Below are 16,733 nucleotides of genomic sequence, written 5' to 3'. Positions count from 1 at the left end.
TGGAGGCTTATCTTTGAATGGATTTCATTTTCTCTATAGTCTCCCTGGTTGACCATGAAGCGTTGGCAATCATGCGAAAATTGGTTTTTGCAGCCTTATCCCCATCCAAGCCGTTTATTTTTGCGGAAGCTGTGGCATCGTGAACCACGGCCACTTCAAATCCTTGTTCAATGAGTTCGCGCATATGAGATTCAATGCACAGATTTCCGGACATACCTGCAAGAATGACGCGGGTTATTCCCTGTTTTCGCAGCTGCAAAACCAAGTCGTTGGCTTCGGGTCCGAAAATTTTATGCGGACTGGTGATAATGGTTTGTCCATCTTCTAGATAAGGCTTATATTTATCCAGAAAGTCGGCACCCGAACCTTGAAAGCCTTCAAGCGATAATGGACCTTTTCGCTGATACATTTTGATATCGTGCATCACATGTTCCATAGCACCCCCAAATAACCATTTTTGGTCATAGGGATAATAGTAATGAGGGGACACAAATACTTTAAACTTATTCTTTTTTGCTGTTTTTAATAATAATTCAATGTTCTCAATCGTGTGATTTTCAGCAACGCTGTCTTTCACTAAATTCCATGCTGCACCTTTCGGGCTTAAAAAGTCATTTTGCGGATCTGTGATCACCAAAGCGGTATGGCTTTGATCCACCTGCATTCCCGGCGATGAAAATGGTGCGGTTTGTGCTGCTGCAACAACATAAAGATCAACAAAGACAAGAAACGAAAACACAAAGGAACACTGCAGTATTTTTCTCATGAGGATTCCCCTTTCATGGGTATACTTGGTATACGCACCCTATTATGTGCTTTATTCCATGGCTTATTCAAATTCAGCTGGGAACAAAAAGGAATGGGAAAACAACTCCAATCCATTGGTTTTCAAGCATCCGCAACAGCCCGCAAACGCAAAAATCCTGAAATATAAAGAAAATCCATGAGATTTGAAGTAAAATAAAGAAAGCGATCTATAAAAGCGTCTCATTTACAAAGCAATTCATATCTAGCAAAGGTTTTATCCGATTTCTTGCTTTGCAATGTTGTCCTGTAAGGTGTAAGATTCAACCATTGAACATATCACCTTGCTGAATTTCCAAACAGGAAAACGGGGGAACCAATAAGGACATATATTTGGATGTCCATGGGGTGAATCGTGCAGGAACATGTTTATTCCGCACGTAGGGCTGCTCTCATAGCCCGAATCCGACAGCTAACCTCGTAAGCGTTGTATGAGAGAGGAGTTGAACGTGCTGTCTGCTGATAGGCAAACACAGAGCTCAAGCCTCTGTGTTTTTTTGTTGTCTAAAAACGGGATAGGTTGGAGGATGATTGATTAACAACACATTTGGAAACCATAAGTAAAGTTTCTTCCTGGAGATTTAAGGGTTTTTTTGTTGTGATGATCTTGTTTACAAAACTCCTTAATAAATAATGAGGGCGGGAACAGTATGCTAAATAAAATAAAACGATTATTAATCGGCCGTCCTATGAAGTCAACCGAGATTGAAGAAGAAAAACTAAGCAAGTTTAAGGCGCTTGCGGTACTTTCTTCAGACGCATTATCTTCTGTTGCTTACGGTACCGAACAAATTTTGATCATATTGATGGCTGCAGGCTTTGCCGCAATATGGTATTCGATCCCCATTTCCATAGCCGTTCTCGGATTGCTGACGGTTCTCATTTTTTCTTACCGGCAGACGATTTTTGCTTACCCCAAAGGGGGAGGAGCTTATGTCGTAGCCAAAGACAATTTGGGCGTCTCCATCGGTTTGATGGCCGGAGGCTCGCTGTTGGTGGATTATATCCTGACTGTTGCTGTCAGTTCCTCGGCCGGGACGGATGCCATTACCTCGGCATTTCCATCCTTGCATGAACACCGGGTCCTTATTGCGTTGACGATGATCCTGTTTCTTACCATCATGAACTTGCGAGGAATTACGGAGTCTGCATCCGTTTTAGCACTGCCCGTTTATTTGTTTGTCTTCGCCATTTTTGTTCTTATCATTTCGGGAGTCATCAAATATATATCGGGCGGGGGACACGCCGAAGTGCCTGAACTGGGCACAGCCGTTTCGAACATCAGTTGGTTCCTCCTATTGAAGGCTTTCAGTTCAGGGTGTTCCGCGCTAACCGGAGTAGAAGCCGTATCCAATGCCATTCCAAACTTTAAACAACCGGCTGAGCGCAATGCAGCCGCTACGCTGATGATGATGGGCACGATTCTAGGTGCCATGTTTATCGGTATCAGTTTACTTGCCTATTGGTATGGAATCACGCCGGCTCCAAAAGAAACGGTCGTATCCCAAATTGCGGCAAACACATTCGGCCGGGGCATCCTTTACTATTTCATCCAAGGCACCACCGCTTTGATTCTGTTTTTGGCGGCAAATACAGCGTATTCCGCATTCCCGCTGCTTGCCTTTATGCTGGCCAAAGACAAATACATGCCGCATATGTTTATGGTGCGCGGCGACCGGCTCGGTTTTTCTAACGGCATTATCTTCTTAGGTGTATTGTCGGCATTGCTTGTTATTCTTTTCCAAGGACATACGGAGAACCTGATTCCGCTTTATGCCGTAGGGGTGTTTATTCCTTTCACCTTATCCCAACTGGGGATGATGGTCCGTTGGGTAAAGCTGAGGCCAGCGGGCTGGCTGATCCGCTTCATTGTCAACACGATCGGGATGCTCACGACGCTGGCGATTACGCTGATCTTCATTTTGACCAAGTTCAATCAAGTATGGATGATCTTTATCTTTTTGCCGATTGTCATTTTTCTCTTCTTCCAAATTCACCGGCACTACCTGAACATAGCGGACGAACTGCGAATCGACATGGATGAGGAAAAACCAGTGATAAAAGGCAGCACGATCGTCGTTCCCGTAGCCGGCATTACCCGGGTGGTTATGAATTCGCTCAGCTATGCCAAGTCTCTAACCAATCATGTTGTCGCCGTATATGTCGGATTTGACGATGAGGATATCGCACGGATGGAGAAGAAATGGGAAGAATGGAACCCGGGCGTCCGGCTGATTACGCTCCGTTCAAGCTACCGAAGCATCATCAGGCCGTTAATGAGATTCATTGAAACGGTGGAGTGGAAAACGTCGGAAACGGATCATATTACCATATTAATTCCGCAATTCATTACCAGGCATTGGTGGCATTATTTCCTCCATAATCAGACCGGGTTACTGTTAAGGGCTTACTTATTCAATCATAAAGACGTCGTGATCGCTACAGTGCCTTACCATCTCCATAAATAACCGGAAGGAGGCCGCAGATGAACTCAAGATATTTGGCCGGACTGTCATTGGCCTTCATGACCGGCGGCTTTTTAATCACTTTATTTCTTCAGGAGACTCCTTTGGTTGCTCTGTTGAAAGGCGGCTTTGAAGCCGGTTTGGTCGGCGGCATTGCGGATTGGTTTGCCGTGACCGCTCTTTTCCGTCATCCTTTCGGCATACCGGTGCCGCATACATCCTTACTCCTTAAAAATAGGGACAAAATTGTCCAATCCTTGATTTTGGCGTTGGAAAATGAGCTGCTCAACAAACAAAGCATCGAAAACAAACTCCGGCAGCTCCAGCTTTTGCAGCTCGCTTCATCCTCTCTGGCTAAGCTGCTTGGCAAACGGAAGGTACGGGTAGGCCTATTGGATCTGTTGATCCGATGGGTTTACCGGTTGCCGCTCGAGAAAGCGATTCCTTATCTTCAGTCGGAAATAGCCGCTGCGATCCGAAGAGCGGATGTGGGATCTGCAGCCGATGCCATCCTGACGAAGGTGATCGAGAACAGATTCGACGAAAAGGCGTTGAATTACGTCCTGCATAAAGCATCCGACTGGGCGAAACGTCCGGATACCGGGATGATGTTGGGAAAGTTCGCAAGCGAAAAGCTCTCCGAAGTAAAAGCGGGGGGCTTAACGGGGTTTGCTTTACAGGCATTTGTCGGCTTCATGGATGAAGAAAAGCTTGGCAGCTTCCTCCAAAACTTGATGCTTTCAGGAATTCGGGGTCTCCAACATACAGATAATGCTTTCCGGAAGACCCTTGTTCAGGAAATCCGCATCCAACTGTCTCAACTAGCGGATAACGAGTTGCTTGTAGCGAATATGAAGGAATGGATCGTAAACCAATTGGAAGGAGCTCGCGGCGCTGTCTTCCTGCATGAGCGTTTGAGTGAAATCCGCAATCAATGGCTGGACAAGCTGGAGGAAGACCGTTTGAAGGGCGGCAGGGCGGTAATTACTGCTTACCGCTGGATCGTGCGCAATTTCAATCCCGAACAGGATTCGATGGCCGTTTGGGAAAATCGCTTGTTAGCTTACTTGATTGAATGGGTGGAAGCGAATCATTATCGCATCGGTCAACTCGTGAAAGAAAATTTGGATCAAATGGATGATGTAGCCTTGGTACGCATGCTGGAACACAAAGTCGGAAAGGACCTGCAGTGGATTCGGGTGAACGGAGCGCTGTGCGGTTTTGCGGTTGGCATCGTACTTTCGCTGATCCAGTTATAGAATATCTTCGGCGGCAGGCGTATTGAACGAGTCAGACTCCTGATGCGCAACTATGGTCCGATACGCCGCGCTTTTTTTGTCACCTTTTATCGATGTTAGCAATAACCGCTATCGTTAATTACGATTGAATGGATCCCAAGCATAAGCTACAGTAAATTTATTAAAGCGCTTTCATTAGGGGGTGGTGGTATGGGTAAGGTTTATCATGTGAAAAAAGGGGCCATATCGGCAGTTGCTGTTCTCTTGCTCCTAGTGACAATGCTTTTCGGTTGCGGGAACAGGGAGGAAGTCCAGGGAACCTCGACAGAACCGGCCAAACCAGAGCCGGCTAAAGCCGAACCGGTTTCTTTGAACATGGGCATGCTTAAGTTTACAAGCAATTCGCCTCTGTTTATCGCTTTGGAAAAAGGGTTCTTTAAAGAAGAGAACCTGGAAGTTCATGTGAAATGGTTCGAATCCTCCAATGCCGTCAATGTGGCTGTAGTATCGGGCGATTTGGACGTAGGCGGGGTCGGTTTTACCGCAGATTTGTACAACATGATGGCGGCCGGACAAAAAGTGACTATTGTATCCGACAAAGGAAGGGAACAGAAGGGCTACCCTTTCTCCGCAGTCATCGTGCATAAAGATTCTCCTTACCGGTCGGTGGAGGAATTGAAGGGAAAAAAAGCCGCTGTCACTACGATAGGCAGTACCAACCATTACATGCTGGGGCGTGTATTGGAGAAGTATGGATTGACCACAAAGGACGTTCAGTGGGTGCCGATGAACACCACTAGCGGTGTCATGGAAACCTTAAGGGGCAAGAACGCCGATGCCATCATCCTTAGTGAGCCCTATGCTTCGATAGCGATCAATCAGGGCTACGGCAGGGTGCTTGCGTGGGTGGCGGATGAAATCGACTATCAATCGTCGGGAATATTCTTTTCGCCGAAATTCATGACGAACAAGGATGCGGGCATCCGTTTTTTAAAGGCATATATCAAAGGAGCGCGTTACTATTACGATGCAGTGCTGACTCAAAAAGACGGCAAAAGGGTAAAAGGAGGGAATTATGACGAAGTGATCAAGATCGTGGCCAAATATACGGGGCAGAAGGAAGATCTTATTATGGGCTCATTGTCGTTCATTGACCCTGACGGCAGGATGAACGTGGACGATATCAAGACGCAGATCGACTGGTATGCCAAGGAAAAGCTGATCACCAAAGCCGTGGATACGAAGGAAATCATTAACACTGAAATGCTGGATGAAGCATTGAAGCTGGTGGGAAATAAACCATGAGAATCGACGTCTACTCTATTGAACATTGCCGGGGACTGTTGTCCCCCGGCAATGGTGAAACTTATTTCGACGGGCCGCAGCACGCTCACTACGAATTTAAAGTCCGGCTCATTTCCTTTAGGGTAAAGTCCCGGAAGAGACTGGCAGCCAAAGGCGGTCGTGTGGATTTTGGAATGGCCAGACCGCTTTGTCGTTCAAACATTTGTCTAATAGGCACAATAGAATTGTTAGGGTTGGACATGCAGCGGGCAACGCGGTATCCCATGAGCGCCACCCCAACGCCATCTTCCGCAAAACTTCGTATGATCTCGACATCGTTGGTATCAAAAATAACATTAGGCTCGAACCCTGCATCGTTACATGCATGAATCAAGGTATTACGAAACCAGGCATTCGTTTTTATCATCAAAAACTTTTCTCGTGATAAATCGCTCAGATCGACAAACGATTCATTGGCAAGCGGATGTTGGGAGGAAATAAGCATTACAATATGATCATTCATCAAGGGAAAGAAATCGATTTCAAAATGATTGGGAAAAGGCGAGTTAATAAAAGCAACATTGACCTTTTTTTCGCGTAACCCCTTCAGTAAATCATCCGTATTGGCCGTATGTATTTCAAAATCAATACCCGGATAAGTTCTAAAAAAGCTGGTAATAATTTTGTTCAAACCCAAACACGCCATATTAGGAAACACACCAATTTTGATGCTCCCCTTATCAAAACTTATATACTTCTGAATCGTTTCCCTGGATTGTTGAATCTCCGATACGATTCGCTGCGCATGAACAAGGAAATCCTCGCCGGCAGGGGTTAGTCGCACCGAACGGGAATAGCGTATGAATAATTTGACTCCCAATTCATCCTCAAGTTTCTTGATCTGCTGCGACAAAGTTGACTGGGATACGCATATTTCCAGTGAGGCGGTAGAAAAATTGCGGTATTTTTCAACGGCCAGAAAATATTCCAACTGATGAATTTCCATTTCGGTCACCCCTTATCGCAATTTGGGATATACGATTACGAGCACAATGCGCGGCCTATCTGATAAGGCCTCCCTGGGCCGGCTCTTTTCACAATGATAAATACCATTTATGGTAGCTTATACTATGTATACTAATTGAACCTATCTGTTTTGACAATATTTTGTATAAGAAAAACAGATTGATACAAAGGGATGGTTTTTGATAAATTCTCACTATCCCTTAGGAACAGAAAGGAGTGATGATGGTGAATCATTCGGAATTTAGAACGGATACACGCGTGATTCGAAAAGGTACCGGAAGTTCTTTGCGGGAATTGAAAGCGGATACCTGTATCGTGGGAGCAGGTATCGCCGGCGTTTCAGCTGCTCTGGAGGCAGCACGTCTGGGACACCACGTTGCCTTGGTTGACAGCTTGCCTGCTCTGGGGGGCCAAGCGGTAAACTCGATCATCGGTGCCTTTTGCGGTCTGTTTGCCAACGGCCGCGACGGCTACCAATTGACCCATGGCATCGCCGACGACATTCTCCGTGATCTGGGCACCGCGGGGGCGCTGCATTATCGCAAAAACGGATTTTGGACAACAGTTGTGTATGATGAGGTAGCCTTGTCCCGTTGGATTGAAAATGCAGTATATTCTGCGGGAATCACATTGATTCTTGGCGCCGTCTTACGGGGAGTGAGCAATGAAGACAGACGCATACGTTATATTGATCTTGCCACGCGTTATGGTGACGTACGCCTGACTGCAAACGCTTTCGTTGATGCGACGGGGGATGCGGCTCTGGCTTGGCATGCGGGACTTCCATGCCGTGAGCCGGAGAAGGGTACGGTTTACGGTTCCCATATGGTGGTCGTTGAAGGAATCAACGAAGAAAAGTATCCGGAAAGAGAAGAAATTTCAAGACGGCTTAAGGAACGGGCCGGGGATTACGGGCTAATACGCAGGGATGGTTTCGCCTTTGCCTTCCCGGGACGCGGTACGGCGCTTGTGAACATGACACATGTGGAGACACCGTTGGAACCTGTGGCGGCAGCTGCGAAAGCTATCGAAGGAAAGGCTCAGGCTGATAAAACCGTGCAATTTTTAAAGCTTGAATTTCCTGAAGCTTTCGGCAATGCCCGCGTGCGCAGTTACGGGCTTCCCGGGATTCGCCAAACGCGCTGGATCGTCGGGAGGCAGCAGCTCACGATCGACGATGTGCGCACAGGCAGGCGTTTCCCGGATGCCATTGCACGAACGGGATGGGCTCTTGAGCTTCATGACCGGCTGGAAGGCTACGCTTGGGAGGCATTTTCTGAGGACCATGTTCATTACGTGCCAATGGGGAGTCTGACACCACCCGACGTTGACAATCTGGTCGCGGTTGGCCGCTGCATCGACGGGGATCTTGCCGCTTTATCCAGCGTTCGGGTAATGGGACCTTGTATTGCAATGGGTGCTGCAGCGGCACACGCGCTAGACCTTGCGGGCACAGGCAGCGTGCATCAAATCGACAACGCTGCTTTGCAAGAGCGGGTAAAGGATAACGTGATACGAACCGATTGAATAAGCGCAGCAGAACCAATGGCGCTGAGCCATTTTCTTAATATAGTAAGCAAAGGGGAAGCTATCCTATGAAAAAGAAGCTGAGGAGTACTTTTGAGCCTGGAAGTGCAAGATGGGCATTAAGGCGGGCAGAATGGGGAGTGCTCGGTGTCACAGAGGAGGACATGGAAAAGCCGAAGATTGCAATTGTGAACTCCTCTTCCGATCTGGCGGCCTGCTTTGCCCATCTTGACGGTATTGCTGCGAAGATGAAAGAAGCCATCCGCTCCGCTGGCGGAGTCCCGTTTGAGGTACGCACGGCGGCGCCCGTCGATTTCGTCACTAGCGCGGGCCACAGAGGCGGTTATATTCTTTCTGCCCGGGATTTAATCGTAAACGACATAGAGGTCGCAGTGGAAGGGGCGATGTTGGACGGCATGGTTTGCCTGGTGTCATGCGACAAAACGGTGCCGGGGCAGTTGATGGCGGCAGGACGGCTTAACATTCCAACCATCGTAGTCGCTTGCGGTTATCAGCCGAGCGGACGATATCGGGGCGAACATATGGATATTGAGGATCTTTGGATAAATGCCGTACATCGGGAAACCGGACGAAATCAGATAACAGTATCGGAGCTGAACGAGATGAGTGAGAACGCCATTCTTGGACCTGGAGTATGTGCAGGAATGGGAACTGCAAATACCATGCATATGGTTTGCGAGGCTCTAGGGATGGCTCTCCCCGGAAGCACACCTGTATTAGCCAATAGTCCGAAGATGTGGAACACGGTGCGGCAAGCTGGCGAAAGAATTGTGCAAATGGTATGGGACGACGACTTGAAGCCCCGCGATATCCTCACACCGGAAGCCTTTGCAAATGCTGTGATGGTGGTGCTGTCGGTGAGCGGTTCGATCAATTCGGTAAAGCATCTTCAGGCATTGGCCAAAGAAGCTCAGTGCGAAGTGGATGTTTACCGTTTGTTCGAACAGTATGCCGATAACATTCCGCTTCTGAGCGCCATCCGCCCCAACGGTGAGCATACGATCGAGGAGTTTGAGGCTTCCGGCGGCGCAAGAGCGGTAATGAAGCAGCTTGAACGGTTTCTTTGCAAAAACGCAATGACGGTAACGGGCCAAACCGTGGAAGAAAACCTCCGTAATGCAGTGGTGGCCAACGAGGAAATTATCCGTCCGGTGGATAGAGCGCTCGCCGAAAGGCCCTCTATTGTACTTGTACGGGGATCTCTCTCGCCGGACACCGGAATCGTCAAGCTCGCGGTTGCCGATGATCGAAAACTTCAGTTTACCGGTCCGGCGATCGTGTTCAATTCAACTCAGGAAGCTGTCGACGCCGTGAACAAAGACGAGGTCAAACCGGGTCAAGTGGTCGTACTCAGAGGGCTCGGCCCCAAAGGTACTCCTGGGATGGGAGTGGTCACCGCCCTGGTCTTCGCTCTTGATGGAAAGGGGTTAGGAGAACAGGTGGCGCTAGTGCATGACGGACAGCAATCGGGATTGTCCAACAAGGGAATCGTGGTTGCCGAAGTTTCCCCTGAGGCGGCCGATGGCGGGCCAATGTCGCTTGTGGAAAATGGAGATATGATCTCGATCGATGTGGAAAAGCGATTCGTCAATCTCGATGTGCCGGAAAGTGAGCTTGCGGTGAGGCGTTCGCGCCTGGAGAACAAACCCGTGACGGACGAACGCGGATGGCTTGCAATCTATCGGCGCTTAGTCCAGCCATTGCCCCAGAGTGGCGGCATTCTCGCAGATCATAGAATGGAGGCCATAAAATGAAACTGACCGATGACGAAAAAGCAATGCTTGATGGCAAGGAAGGCCCGGCCAAACAGAAGGCGATGGACTTACTCGTCCGTTACGGGAACGCTTTGGGAGCGGAGAGGCTGGTCGACACCAACAACGTGTGCGGTACGGTAGTGGCGACAAATCCCTTTATGCGGGAATTTGCGGCCAAAGCAGGAGGCTTTGATGCGGTATTCTCCGAGTTCAACCTGGATAGTTCAGAGGTCGTCGAAATTCCTATGGTCAAGGCCCACACCTGCCAGCTTATTCAGTCTTTTGATCAGGATCTCTGGGAAATCCAGGGAATTTCCCGAGATCGTTACGAGTTAAGTCAAAAAAATGAGGCCTTTAGCGCCGGGATCGGCGTACAACTGATGAGTACCTGTACGCCATATCAGGTTGGGAATGTGCCGGTTAAGGGCGAGCATTGCGCATGGATGGAATCCTCCGCGGTTGTGTACATTAACTCGGTGCTGGGGGCTCGCTCCAATGTGGAAGGACGAGAAAGCACCGGAGCCGCCATGCTAACCGGAAAGATCCCGTATTGGGGCTATCATCTTGACGAAAATCGCCTGGGTACGGATTTGGTGGAAGTCGAATGGGATGTCCAAAGCATGATGGATTGGGGACTCCTGGGTTACTACATTGGCGAGGTGGTGGGGGAACGGATTCCGGTCTTAAGCGGTGTCCGGTATGTACCGAATCTTTACCGGATCAAGCATTTCGGGGCGTCGGCCGCATCATCGGGCGGAGTCGAGCTGTTCCACATCCCCGGAATAACGGCAGAAGCCAATTCGCTGGAGGAGGCTTTCGGAAAAAAGAAGCCAAAGTTCAGCTTCAAGTTTGGGAAGGCGGAAAGGCAAAAAGCATACGAACATTTAAATCACTCGGCAAAGGATAAAGAAGTAGATTTTATTATGCTTGGCTGTCCACACGCGTCGATTGAACAAATTTGGGAAATCTGCAAGCTTTTGAATGGCAAACGCGTAAACCGCGATACGATGCTATGGATTTTCACGCCGAGATCCATTAAGCAGTTGGCCGACCGAAACGGGTATAGCAAAATCATAAGCGATGCCGGAGGGGTCTTGATGAGCGATTCTTGTCCGGCTGTAGGGCAGCTGCTGCCCAAGGGAACAAAGGTAGTTGCCACGGATTCAGCCAAGCAGGCACACTATTTGCCGGCGATCATGGGGGTTCAAACCTGGTTCGGGTTACTGGAAGACTGCATCAATGCTGCAATAACGGGAAAATGGAGCGGTGAATTAAGATGAAAAAAATTATTTTGCGTGGAAGAAAAGTTGTAGGCGGGTGCGCGGAAGGTGAAGCCCTTGTCACCAAAGATACAATATCCGGCTGGGGTGGACTCAATCCGCTGACGGGTACGATTACCGAATTGCGGCATGAACTGTACGGCCAAAGCTTTAAAGATAAAGTGCTTGTATTTCCCGGAGCCAAAGGGTCGTCGGGCTGGTCCGTCAGTTTTCATACCGCCCGGCTCGCGGGTGCGGCACCCAAGGCCATGATTTTCAACGTCGTAACGACAAAGGTAGCCTTGGGAGCGGTGGTAACCCGGGCGCCAGCGGTTACCGATCTCGATCAAGATCCGCTCACGATTATCGAAACCGGTGATTGGATCAAGGTGGATGCCGATAACGGCATTGTAGAAATAACAAAATTGGCTAATCCTTCATAACCATTATCCTGAGCTGGAGGTTTGAACCATGAAAAAGGTGTCCGTATCGCTGCTGTTTGTCGTAGTTCTTCTATCGACTGTACTGTTGGGTTGCGCGAAAAACGGGGCCGTGAAAGGGAACGCCTCAGAATCCGGGACGGCTAAATCACAAACCGGCAAAGCTGAATCGGCCAATACGGCGCCTCCTAAATCGGAAACGCTTTCTTTAAGCGTGGGTATGCTGAAATATACGACGAATGCGCCGCTGTATATTGCAATGGAAAAAGGTTTTTTTAAAGACGAAAACATCAATGCGGAATTTAAATTTTTTGATGCGTCCAAGGATGTCAACGTGGGTGTGGCGTCAGGCAGTGTGGACGTAGGGGCGAGCGGTCTTTCCGCGGATTTGTACAATATGATCGCTTCGGGTCAAAGGATTGTTATCGTGGCTAATAAAGGCAGCGAACAGAAAGGATATTCTTATGGCGGAGTAGTGGTGCATAAAGATTCTACGATCCGTACGGTGGAGGATTTGAAGGGGAAGAAGATCGGCGTCACGTCGATTGGCAGCACCAATCATTACAATATGGGACGTATTCTGGAGAAGCACGGTCTGAACACCAAGGATGTTCAGTGGGTATCCATGAACTCCGTGAGCAGTCTCATGGAAACATTGAGAAGCAAGAATATGGACGTCGTTGTACTGAGCGAACCGACCGCTTCGATTACGGTGAACGAAGGCTTCGGAAAAGTGTTGACATGGGTTTCGGATGAGATAAACCCTGAATCGGCCGCGATTTTTTATTCGCCGAAATTTGCGGTTAACAAAGAGGCAGGCGTACGCTTTCTCAAAGCCTATATCAAAGGAGCGCGTTACTATTACGATGCTGTACTTACGCAAAAGGACGGCAAGCTGGTGAAGGGGGAGAATTTTGACGAAGTAACGAAGATCGTCGCCAAGTATACGGATCAACAGGAGGACGTGATTAAGGGAACCTTCTCATTTATCGCTCCTGACGGTAAGCTGAACGTTGACGATATTAAGGCGCAAATCGATTGGTATGTTAAAGAGAAATTCGTGACGAAGGTCATCGATGTGAACGATTTCGTTAACACCGGAATGTTGGATGAAGCGTTGAAGTTGGTGGGGGAATAAACTATGAGAATCGTTGTCGAAAATGTGGAGAAACGCTTTGGCGATCCGCGCAAGCGGGAGTTGACCGCCCTGAAAAACATCAACTTTACCATAGCGGAACAGGAGTTTGTGGTGCTTGTAGGCCCGAGCGGATGCGGAAAATCTACTCTATTGAACATTGTGGGGGGACTGTTGTCCCCCAGCGATGGTGAAGTATATTTCGACGGGCTGCAGGGGGATAAGGTTCCGAGAATCGGGATTGTGTTTCAGGAAATCGCTTTATTCCCCTGGAGAAGCGTATACGAAAATGTGGTGTTCGGCCTGCAGGAGCTGGGTGCAAGCAAAGAGGAGCTGCAGGAGAAAGGCAGGCATTATATTGAAATGGTAGGCCTGACCGGGTTTGAGTCTGCTTATCCGAAGCAGCTGTCCGGAGGCATGAGACAGCGTGCCGGGATTGCCAGGGCGTTATCCGTTGAGCCGGATCTTCTGCTGATGGATGAACCTTTCTCGGCACTTGACGCGCAGACGCGGACGATTATGCAAGAAGAGCTGCTGGCCATTTGGAACCGTACCAAACTCAGCACGCTTTATGTCACCCACAACATCCCGGAGGCTGTTTATTTAGCGGATAGGGTCGTTGTCATGTCAAGACATCCTGGGCAAATCAAGAGCATTATCCGCATCGATCTGCCAAAAGCCGGACGCAATCAGGAGGAATACCGCATTGAATTTGACCGTTATGTGGATCAAATCTGGCAGCTCATCCGTCATGATGCGCAAGAAGCGCTGAAGGATGGTGAATAATATGGAGCAAGCACAAGCGCAAACAAAAGCAAGCAAACCAGCAGTTCCGGCTCGACGGCAAATGATTCGCAACCGGGTAGCCTTTCTGGAGAACCGGACCCCGGCTTATGCTTCGGCGCTCGGGATCGTCGGCATTGTGCTCATGTGGGAGGCGCTTTGCCGTACGGGCGTGGTGCCGGCGTTGTTTTTGCCCTCGCCTTCGGCAATTGTTACAGTTGGATGGGGAATGCTGATGACGGGGGAAATCCTTGAAAATGTGCTGGCAAGCTTATTCCGGATTGCAGCGGGTTATGCCCTAGGGTCATTTGCCGGTATTGTCATCGGGCTATTGCTCGGTTTCTTCCGTTGGGTAGATTCGGTGTTAACGCCGGTCGTTTATTCGATATACCCGATTCCGAAGATCGCCCTGCTGCCCTTGTTTATTCTGTGGCTGGGCATCGGCGAAATGCCCAAGCTGACGATTATCGCGCTGGGCGTCTTCTTTCCCGTAGTGATTAACACGTATGCCGGCGTGAAAAACGTTGACCCGATACTAATCAAAGCGGCGGTAACGTTCGGTTCAAATCATTTAAGTGTCATCCGCAAGGTCACTCTGCCTGCGTCATTGCCCACCATTTTTGCAGGGTTAAAGCTGGCTGCGGGAAATTCCCTCCTGTTGCTCGTTGCAGCGGAAATGATCGCGGCGGATAAAGGGATAGGTTCGATGATTCTGCATTATGGCAATCTGATGATGACGACGAATTTGATGGTTGGAGTCTTGCTTCTTTCCCTGCTTGGCCTGGTGTTTAACCGATCGTTGGAACGGTTGGAGCGCAAACTGCTGCCTTGGAAATAACCTCCTGTAAAGGATAACATGTCATTGGGAAAGGTTTTCGATGAAAACTGATCGTCTGGACTAGTATTTGAAAAGGAAAAAAACGGGAGACAGGGAAAACCGGTCTCCCATTTTTGTTCAATGACCTTTGCGGGAATTTTTGTGGCAAGAACATCAAAGGGGGGGATTGTTGAGGCATCATTGTTTGTGTCATTGGACTTGTATGATGTCGGGGACAAACAACATATATGCATTAAGATCCGCGCGCTGCGCGGCTTTTTCAGTTTAAGGATATCTTTTTGTCCTTAGTGTCTGCATAATCCGCTTTTAGAAAAAGTTGTTGATTATTTTGGAAAGGTGTGTTAAATTGAAATCGTCAAGCGATATTGTATACAATTATATATAATTAATGTCATTAAAACAGATATAACAGTATACAATTCGAAAATGGATCGAATGATATTTCGTCAACATTGGTTGAAATGAAGAATTTAGAACATAATTGTATACATGAGTTGAAATTCAAATGGAGTGTGTAAAGTGAAGAGAGAAGCAATGGCTAACAAAGATCAGGGCAATTCGAGGTTTAGTGTGGTCTATGAAACATTAAAGAAAAAGATTGTGGAAGGCGATTTACCTTCGAATACACCCTTGGTCGAGGAAAAACTGGCCAAGGAATATCAGGTGAGCAGAACGCCCATCAGGGAAGCGATCAGGCATCTGGTCCAGGATGGTTTGGTCGAGTTTTTTCCAAGAAGAGGGGCCTTGGTTAAAGAAATAACGGTAAAAGATCTTGAGGAAATTTTTACTGTAAGAGAAGCGCTTGAAGGGATTAGCGCCAGAATTGCGGCAAGTGTGATCAATGAACAAAAGATAGCCTTGTTGCAAGAGACGCTGGAAAAGGCCGATCAAGAACTTGAAAGCGGAAACAAGGAGCAGTCATTTGAGTTGGGAAACCAGTTGCATGAGATTGTCCTTGACGTGGCGGGCAACCAGAAGGTTTTGACGATCGTTTCCGATTTTAAAAACCAAATTCAGAGATTTCATTATTTTTCCAACCATATTCCCGGAAGATTGGAATTATCCAATAAGGAACATTGGGAAATATTTGAGGCTATTCAAGCCAGGGATGGTGAACTAGCGGAGCGCAGAATGAGAAAACATGTGAGAGGAACCAAAGAATCCATCCTATTTGCAGTGAAAAATAATATTAAAACCATATGAAATGGAATGCCCCCCAACTCTGTATCGTAAAAGTGGAAACGGACGATGGGCTCGTGAGGTGGGGGAGGGATATGGTCCTCCCGTACCTGTGTTGTCGAGGACCGAGCGGGTTACCGCGAGGTCAGATCTTCAACAAGCATTGCCATTGCGGGAGGTGAGTGCGAGTTTACTGGTGTAGATATAGCCCAACCGGATATTTGCGTTTCCGGAGGTTTTTCCGAATGGATGAAAATACAGGCACTGGCCTCCAGCTTCGGCGTAACGGTCATCCCCCATGTATGGGGGTCGGGAATCGCCCTGGCAGCGGCGCTTCATGTATTGGCATCGATCCCGCCAAGTCCGCATACGGCACATCCCGTTCCGCTGCAAAATGAACCGATCGTCGAGTACGATCGAAACCCTAATCCTCTCCGAGATGAACTTTTAACAACACCGATCACTTGCAAAAAGGAAAACTGCCGGTTCCCCATAATCCCGGACTGGGAATTGAAGTCAATTTAAATGTGGTATCAAATCGTTGTCACCCTGAAATGAAAGGGCTTACAATCCAAACTATTTTTTGAAAGTGGATTCTTGGGGTGTATAAAGCGCTTTCTTTGTTCATGTGAACCATGTCTGACGGTGAGAACAAGCAAACGGCGATGAAGCCCTGATCAAGGCATCCTGGCTCGCCGTCCGTCGGCGGTCCGCAAAGCGGCTGTAGAGCATCGTCCCGATGCGGAAGAATGTGAAACCGTAGAGCATTTTAAGGGGGTGGAAGTCATGTAACCCAAGGAATGACCACGTCCATAACGGGAAGTAAGGCTCGAACTCAACTCTAAATTTCTAAAATTCATTAGGAGGAATTCGCATGTCGTCTTTGAAATTCACGTTGGAAAATATTGATAAAGTCATTGACAGAAGTGTTATGGTTGCGCCGGAGATCGATCCGAAGCGCGCGACGTTGCTCGTAATGG

At 48.3% G+C, this 16,733-nt stretch carries 14 protein-coding genes and 1 riboswitch; of the genes, 12 read left to right on the top strand and 2 right to left on the bottom strand.

What is annotated here, in order from left to right; genetic code table 11:
- Window positions 1–7: 7 nt before the first annotated feature.
- Window positions 8–766 carry a cysteine hydrolase family protein gene (locus tag NR121_RS00070; RefSeq protein WP_256830045.1) on the bottom strand — a complete coding sequence of 253 codons (759 nt, stop codon included), beginning with the start codon at window positions 764–766 and terminating at the stop codon, window positions 8–10.
- Between the two features lie 313 nt (window positions 767–1,079).
- A riboswitch (cyclic di-AMP (ydaO/yuaA leader) is annotated at window positions 1,080–1,247 on the top strand.
- A gap of 207 nt (window positions 1,248–1,454) precedes the next feature.
- On the opposite strand from NR121_RS00070, the gene NR121_RS00065 reads away from it, so the two are divergent.
- The 3 genes from NR121_RS00065 to NR121_RS00055 all read left to right on the top strand — a co-directional run bounded on the left by NR121_RS00065 (window position 1,455) and on the right by NR121_RS00055 (window position 5,812).
- Complete coding sequence (locus NR121_RS00065) at window positions 1,455–3,272, top strand: APC family permease (protein ID WP_256830043.1); 1,818 nt, start codon at window positions 1,455–1,457, stop codon at window positions 3,270–3,272.
- A gap of 17 nt (window positions 3,273–3,289) precedes the next feature.
- Complete coding sequence (locus NR121_RS00060) at window positions 3,290–4,528, top strand: DUF445 domain-containing protein (protein WP_256830042.1); 1,239 nt, start codon at window positions 3,290–3,292, stop codon at window positions 4,526–4,528.
- A 189-nt stretch (window positions 4,529–4,717) separates the two neighbouring features.
- Window positions 4,718–5,812, top strand: coding sequence for an ABC transporter substrate-binding protein (locus NR121_RS00055; RefSeq protein WP_256830040.1), 1,095 nt, complete (start codon window positions 4,718–4,720; stop codon window positions 5,810–5,812).
- 88 nt (window positions 5,813–5,900) lie between these two features.
- Here NR121_RS00055 and NR121_RS00050 read toward each other — a convergent pair whose 3' ends face one another.
- Window positions 5,901–6,797 carry a LysR family transcriptional regulator gene (locus NR121_RS00050; RefSeq protein ID WP_074729627.1) on the bottom strand — a complete coding sequence of 299 codons (897 nt, stop codon included), beginning with the start codon at window positions 6,795–6,797 and terminating at the stop codon, window positions 5,901–5,903.
- A 239-nt stretch (window positions 6,798–7,036) separates the two neighbouring features.
- On the opposite strand from NR121_RS00050, the gene NR121_RS00045 reads away from it, so the two are divergent.
- From NR121_RS00045 to NR121_RS00005, 9 genes are all read left to right on the top strand, one after another.
- On the top strand, window positions 7,037–8,344 hold the full coding sequence (locus NR121_RS00045; RefSeq protein ID WP_201023600.1) for an FAD-dependent oxidoreductase: 1,308 nt from the start codon (window positions 7,037–7,039) through the stop codon (window positions 8,342–8,344).
- 68 nt (window positions 8,345–8,412) lie between these two features.
- Window positions 8,413–10,119 carry a dihydroxy-acid dehydratase gene (gene ilvD / locus NR121_RS00040; RefSeq protein ID WP_054817270.1) on the top strand — a complete coding sequence of 569 codons (1,707 nt, stop codon included), beginning with the start codon at window positions 8,413–8,415 and terminating at the stop codon, window positions 10,117–10,119.
- Complete coding sequence (locus tag NR121_RS00035) at window positions 10,116–11,399, top strand: aconitase X (protein WP_256830036.1); 1,284 nt, start codon at window positions 10,116–10,118, stop codon at window positions 11,397–11,399. The genes ilvD and NR121_RS00035 overlap by 4 nt, the downstream gene beginning before the upstream one ends.
- A complete protein-coding gene (locus tag NR121_RS00030) occupies window positions 11,396–11,821 on the top strand; it encodes an aconitase X swivel domain-containing protein (RefSeq protein ID WP_062408299.1) in 426 nt (141 codons plus the stop codon). Before NR121_RS00035 ends, NR121_RS00030 begins: the two co-directional genes overlap by 4 nt.
- 28 nt (window positions 11,822–11,849) lie before the next feature.
- A complete protein-coding gene (locus tag NR121_RS00025; protein ID WP_137670106.1) occupies window positions 11,850–12,956 on the top strand; it encodes an ABC transporter substrate-binding protein in 1,107 nt (368 codons plus the stop codon).
- Window positions 12,957–12,959: 3 nt separating this feature from the next.
- Window positions 12,960–13,739, top strand: coding sequence for an ABC transporter ATP-binding protein (locus NR121_RS00020; RefSeq protein ID WP_054817273.1), 780 nt, complete (start codon window positions 12,960–12,962; stop codon window positions 13,737–13,739).
- A 1-nt stretch (window position 13,740) separates the two neighbouring features.
- A complete protein-coding gene (locus NR121_RS00015; protein ID WP_054817274.1) occupies window positions 13,741–14,574 on the top strand; it encodes an ABC transporter permease in 834 nt (277 codons plus the stop codon).
- Between the two features lie 534 nt (window positions 14,575–15,108).
- Window positions 15,109–15,777, top strand: coding sequence for a GntR family transcriptional regulator (locus tag NR121_RS00010; protein ID WP_054817275.1), 669 nt, complete (start codon window positions 15,109–15,111; stop codon window positions 15,775–15,777).
- 69 nt (window positions 15,778–15,846) lie between these two features.
- A complete protein-coding gene (locus NR121_RS00005) occupies window positions 15,847–16,278 on the top strand; it encodes an enolase C-terminal domain-like protein (protein WP_309145407.1) in 432 nt (143 codons plus the stop codon).
- Window positions 16,279–16,733 lie beyond the last annotated feature (455 nt).

The sequence above is a fragment of the Paenibacillus sp. Pae15 genome (genome assembly GCF_024519685.1).
GTDB lineage: Bacteria > Bacillota > Bacilli > Paenibacillales > NBRC-103111 > Paenibacillus_G > Paenibacillus_G naphthalenovorans.
The sequence above is the reverse complement of the archived record's forward strand: the minus strand, read 5'-3'. Positions and strand labels throughout refer to the sequence as shown.

Coding starts and splice junctions, on each gene's coding strand:
- NR121_RS00055 (WP_256830040.1), top strand. CDS start 4,718: ATGGGTAAGGTTTATCATGTGAAAAAAGGGGCCATATCGGCAGTTGCT.
- NR121_RS00020 (WP_054817273.1), top strand. CDS start 12,960: ATGAGAATCGTTGTCGAAAATGTGGAGAAACGCTTTGGCGATCCGCGC.
- NR121_RS00030 (WP_062408299.1), top strand. CDS start 11,396: ATGAAAAAAATTATTTTGCGTGGAAGAAAAGTTGTAGGCGGGTGCGCG.
- NR121_RS00010 (WP_054817275.1), top strand. CDS start 15,109: ATGGCTAACAAAGATCAGGGCAATTCGAGGTTTAGTGTGGTCTATGAA.
- NR121_RS00065 (WP_256830043.1), top strand. CDS start 1,455: ATGCTAAATAAAATAAAACGATTATTAATCGGCCGTCCTATGAAGTCA.
- NR121_RS00050 (WP_074729627.1), bottom strand. CDS start 6,797: ATGGAAATTCATCAGTTGGAATATTTTCTGGCCGTTGAAAAATACCGC.
- NR121_RS00035 (WP_256830036.1), top strand. CDS start 10,116: ATGAAACTGACCGATGACGAAAAAGCAATGCTTGATGGCAAGGAAGGC.
- NR121_RS00070 (WP_256830045.1), bottom strand. CDS start 766: ATGAGAAAAATACTGCAGTGTTCCTTTGTGTTTTCGTTTCTTGTCTTT.
- NR121_RS00025 (WP_137670106.1), top strand. CDS start 11,850: ATGAAAAAGGTGTCCGTATCGCTGCTGTTTGTCGTAGTTCTTCTATCG.
- NR121_RS00060 (WP_256830042.1), top strand. CDS start 3,290: ATGAACTCAAGATATTTGGCCGGACTGTCATTGGCCTTCATGACCGGC.
- NR121_RS00015 (WP_054817274.1), top strand. CDS start 13,741: ATGGAGCAAGCACAAGCGCAAACAAAAGCAAGCAAACCAGCAGTTCCG.
- ilvD (WP_054817270.1), top strand. CDS start 8,413: ATGAAAAAGAAGCTGAGGAGTACTTTTGAGCCTGGAAGTGCAAGATGG.
- NR121_RS00045 (WP_201023600.1), top strand. CDS start 7,037: ATGATGGTGAATCATTCGGAATTTAGAACGGATACACGCGTGATTCGA.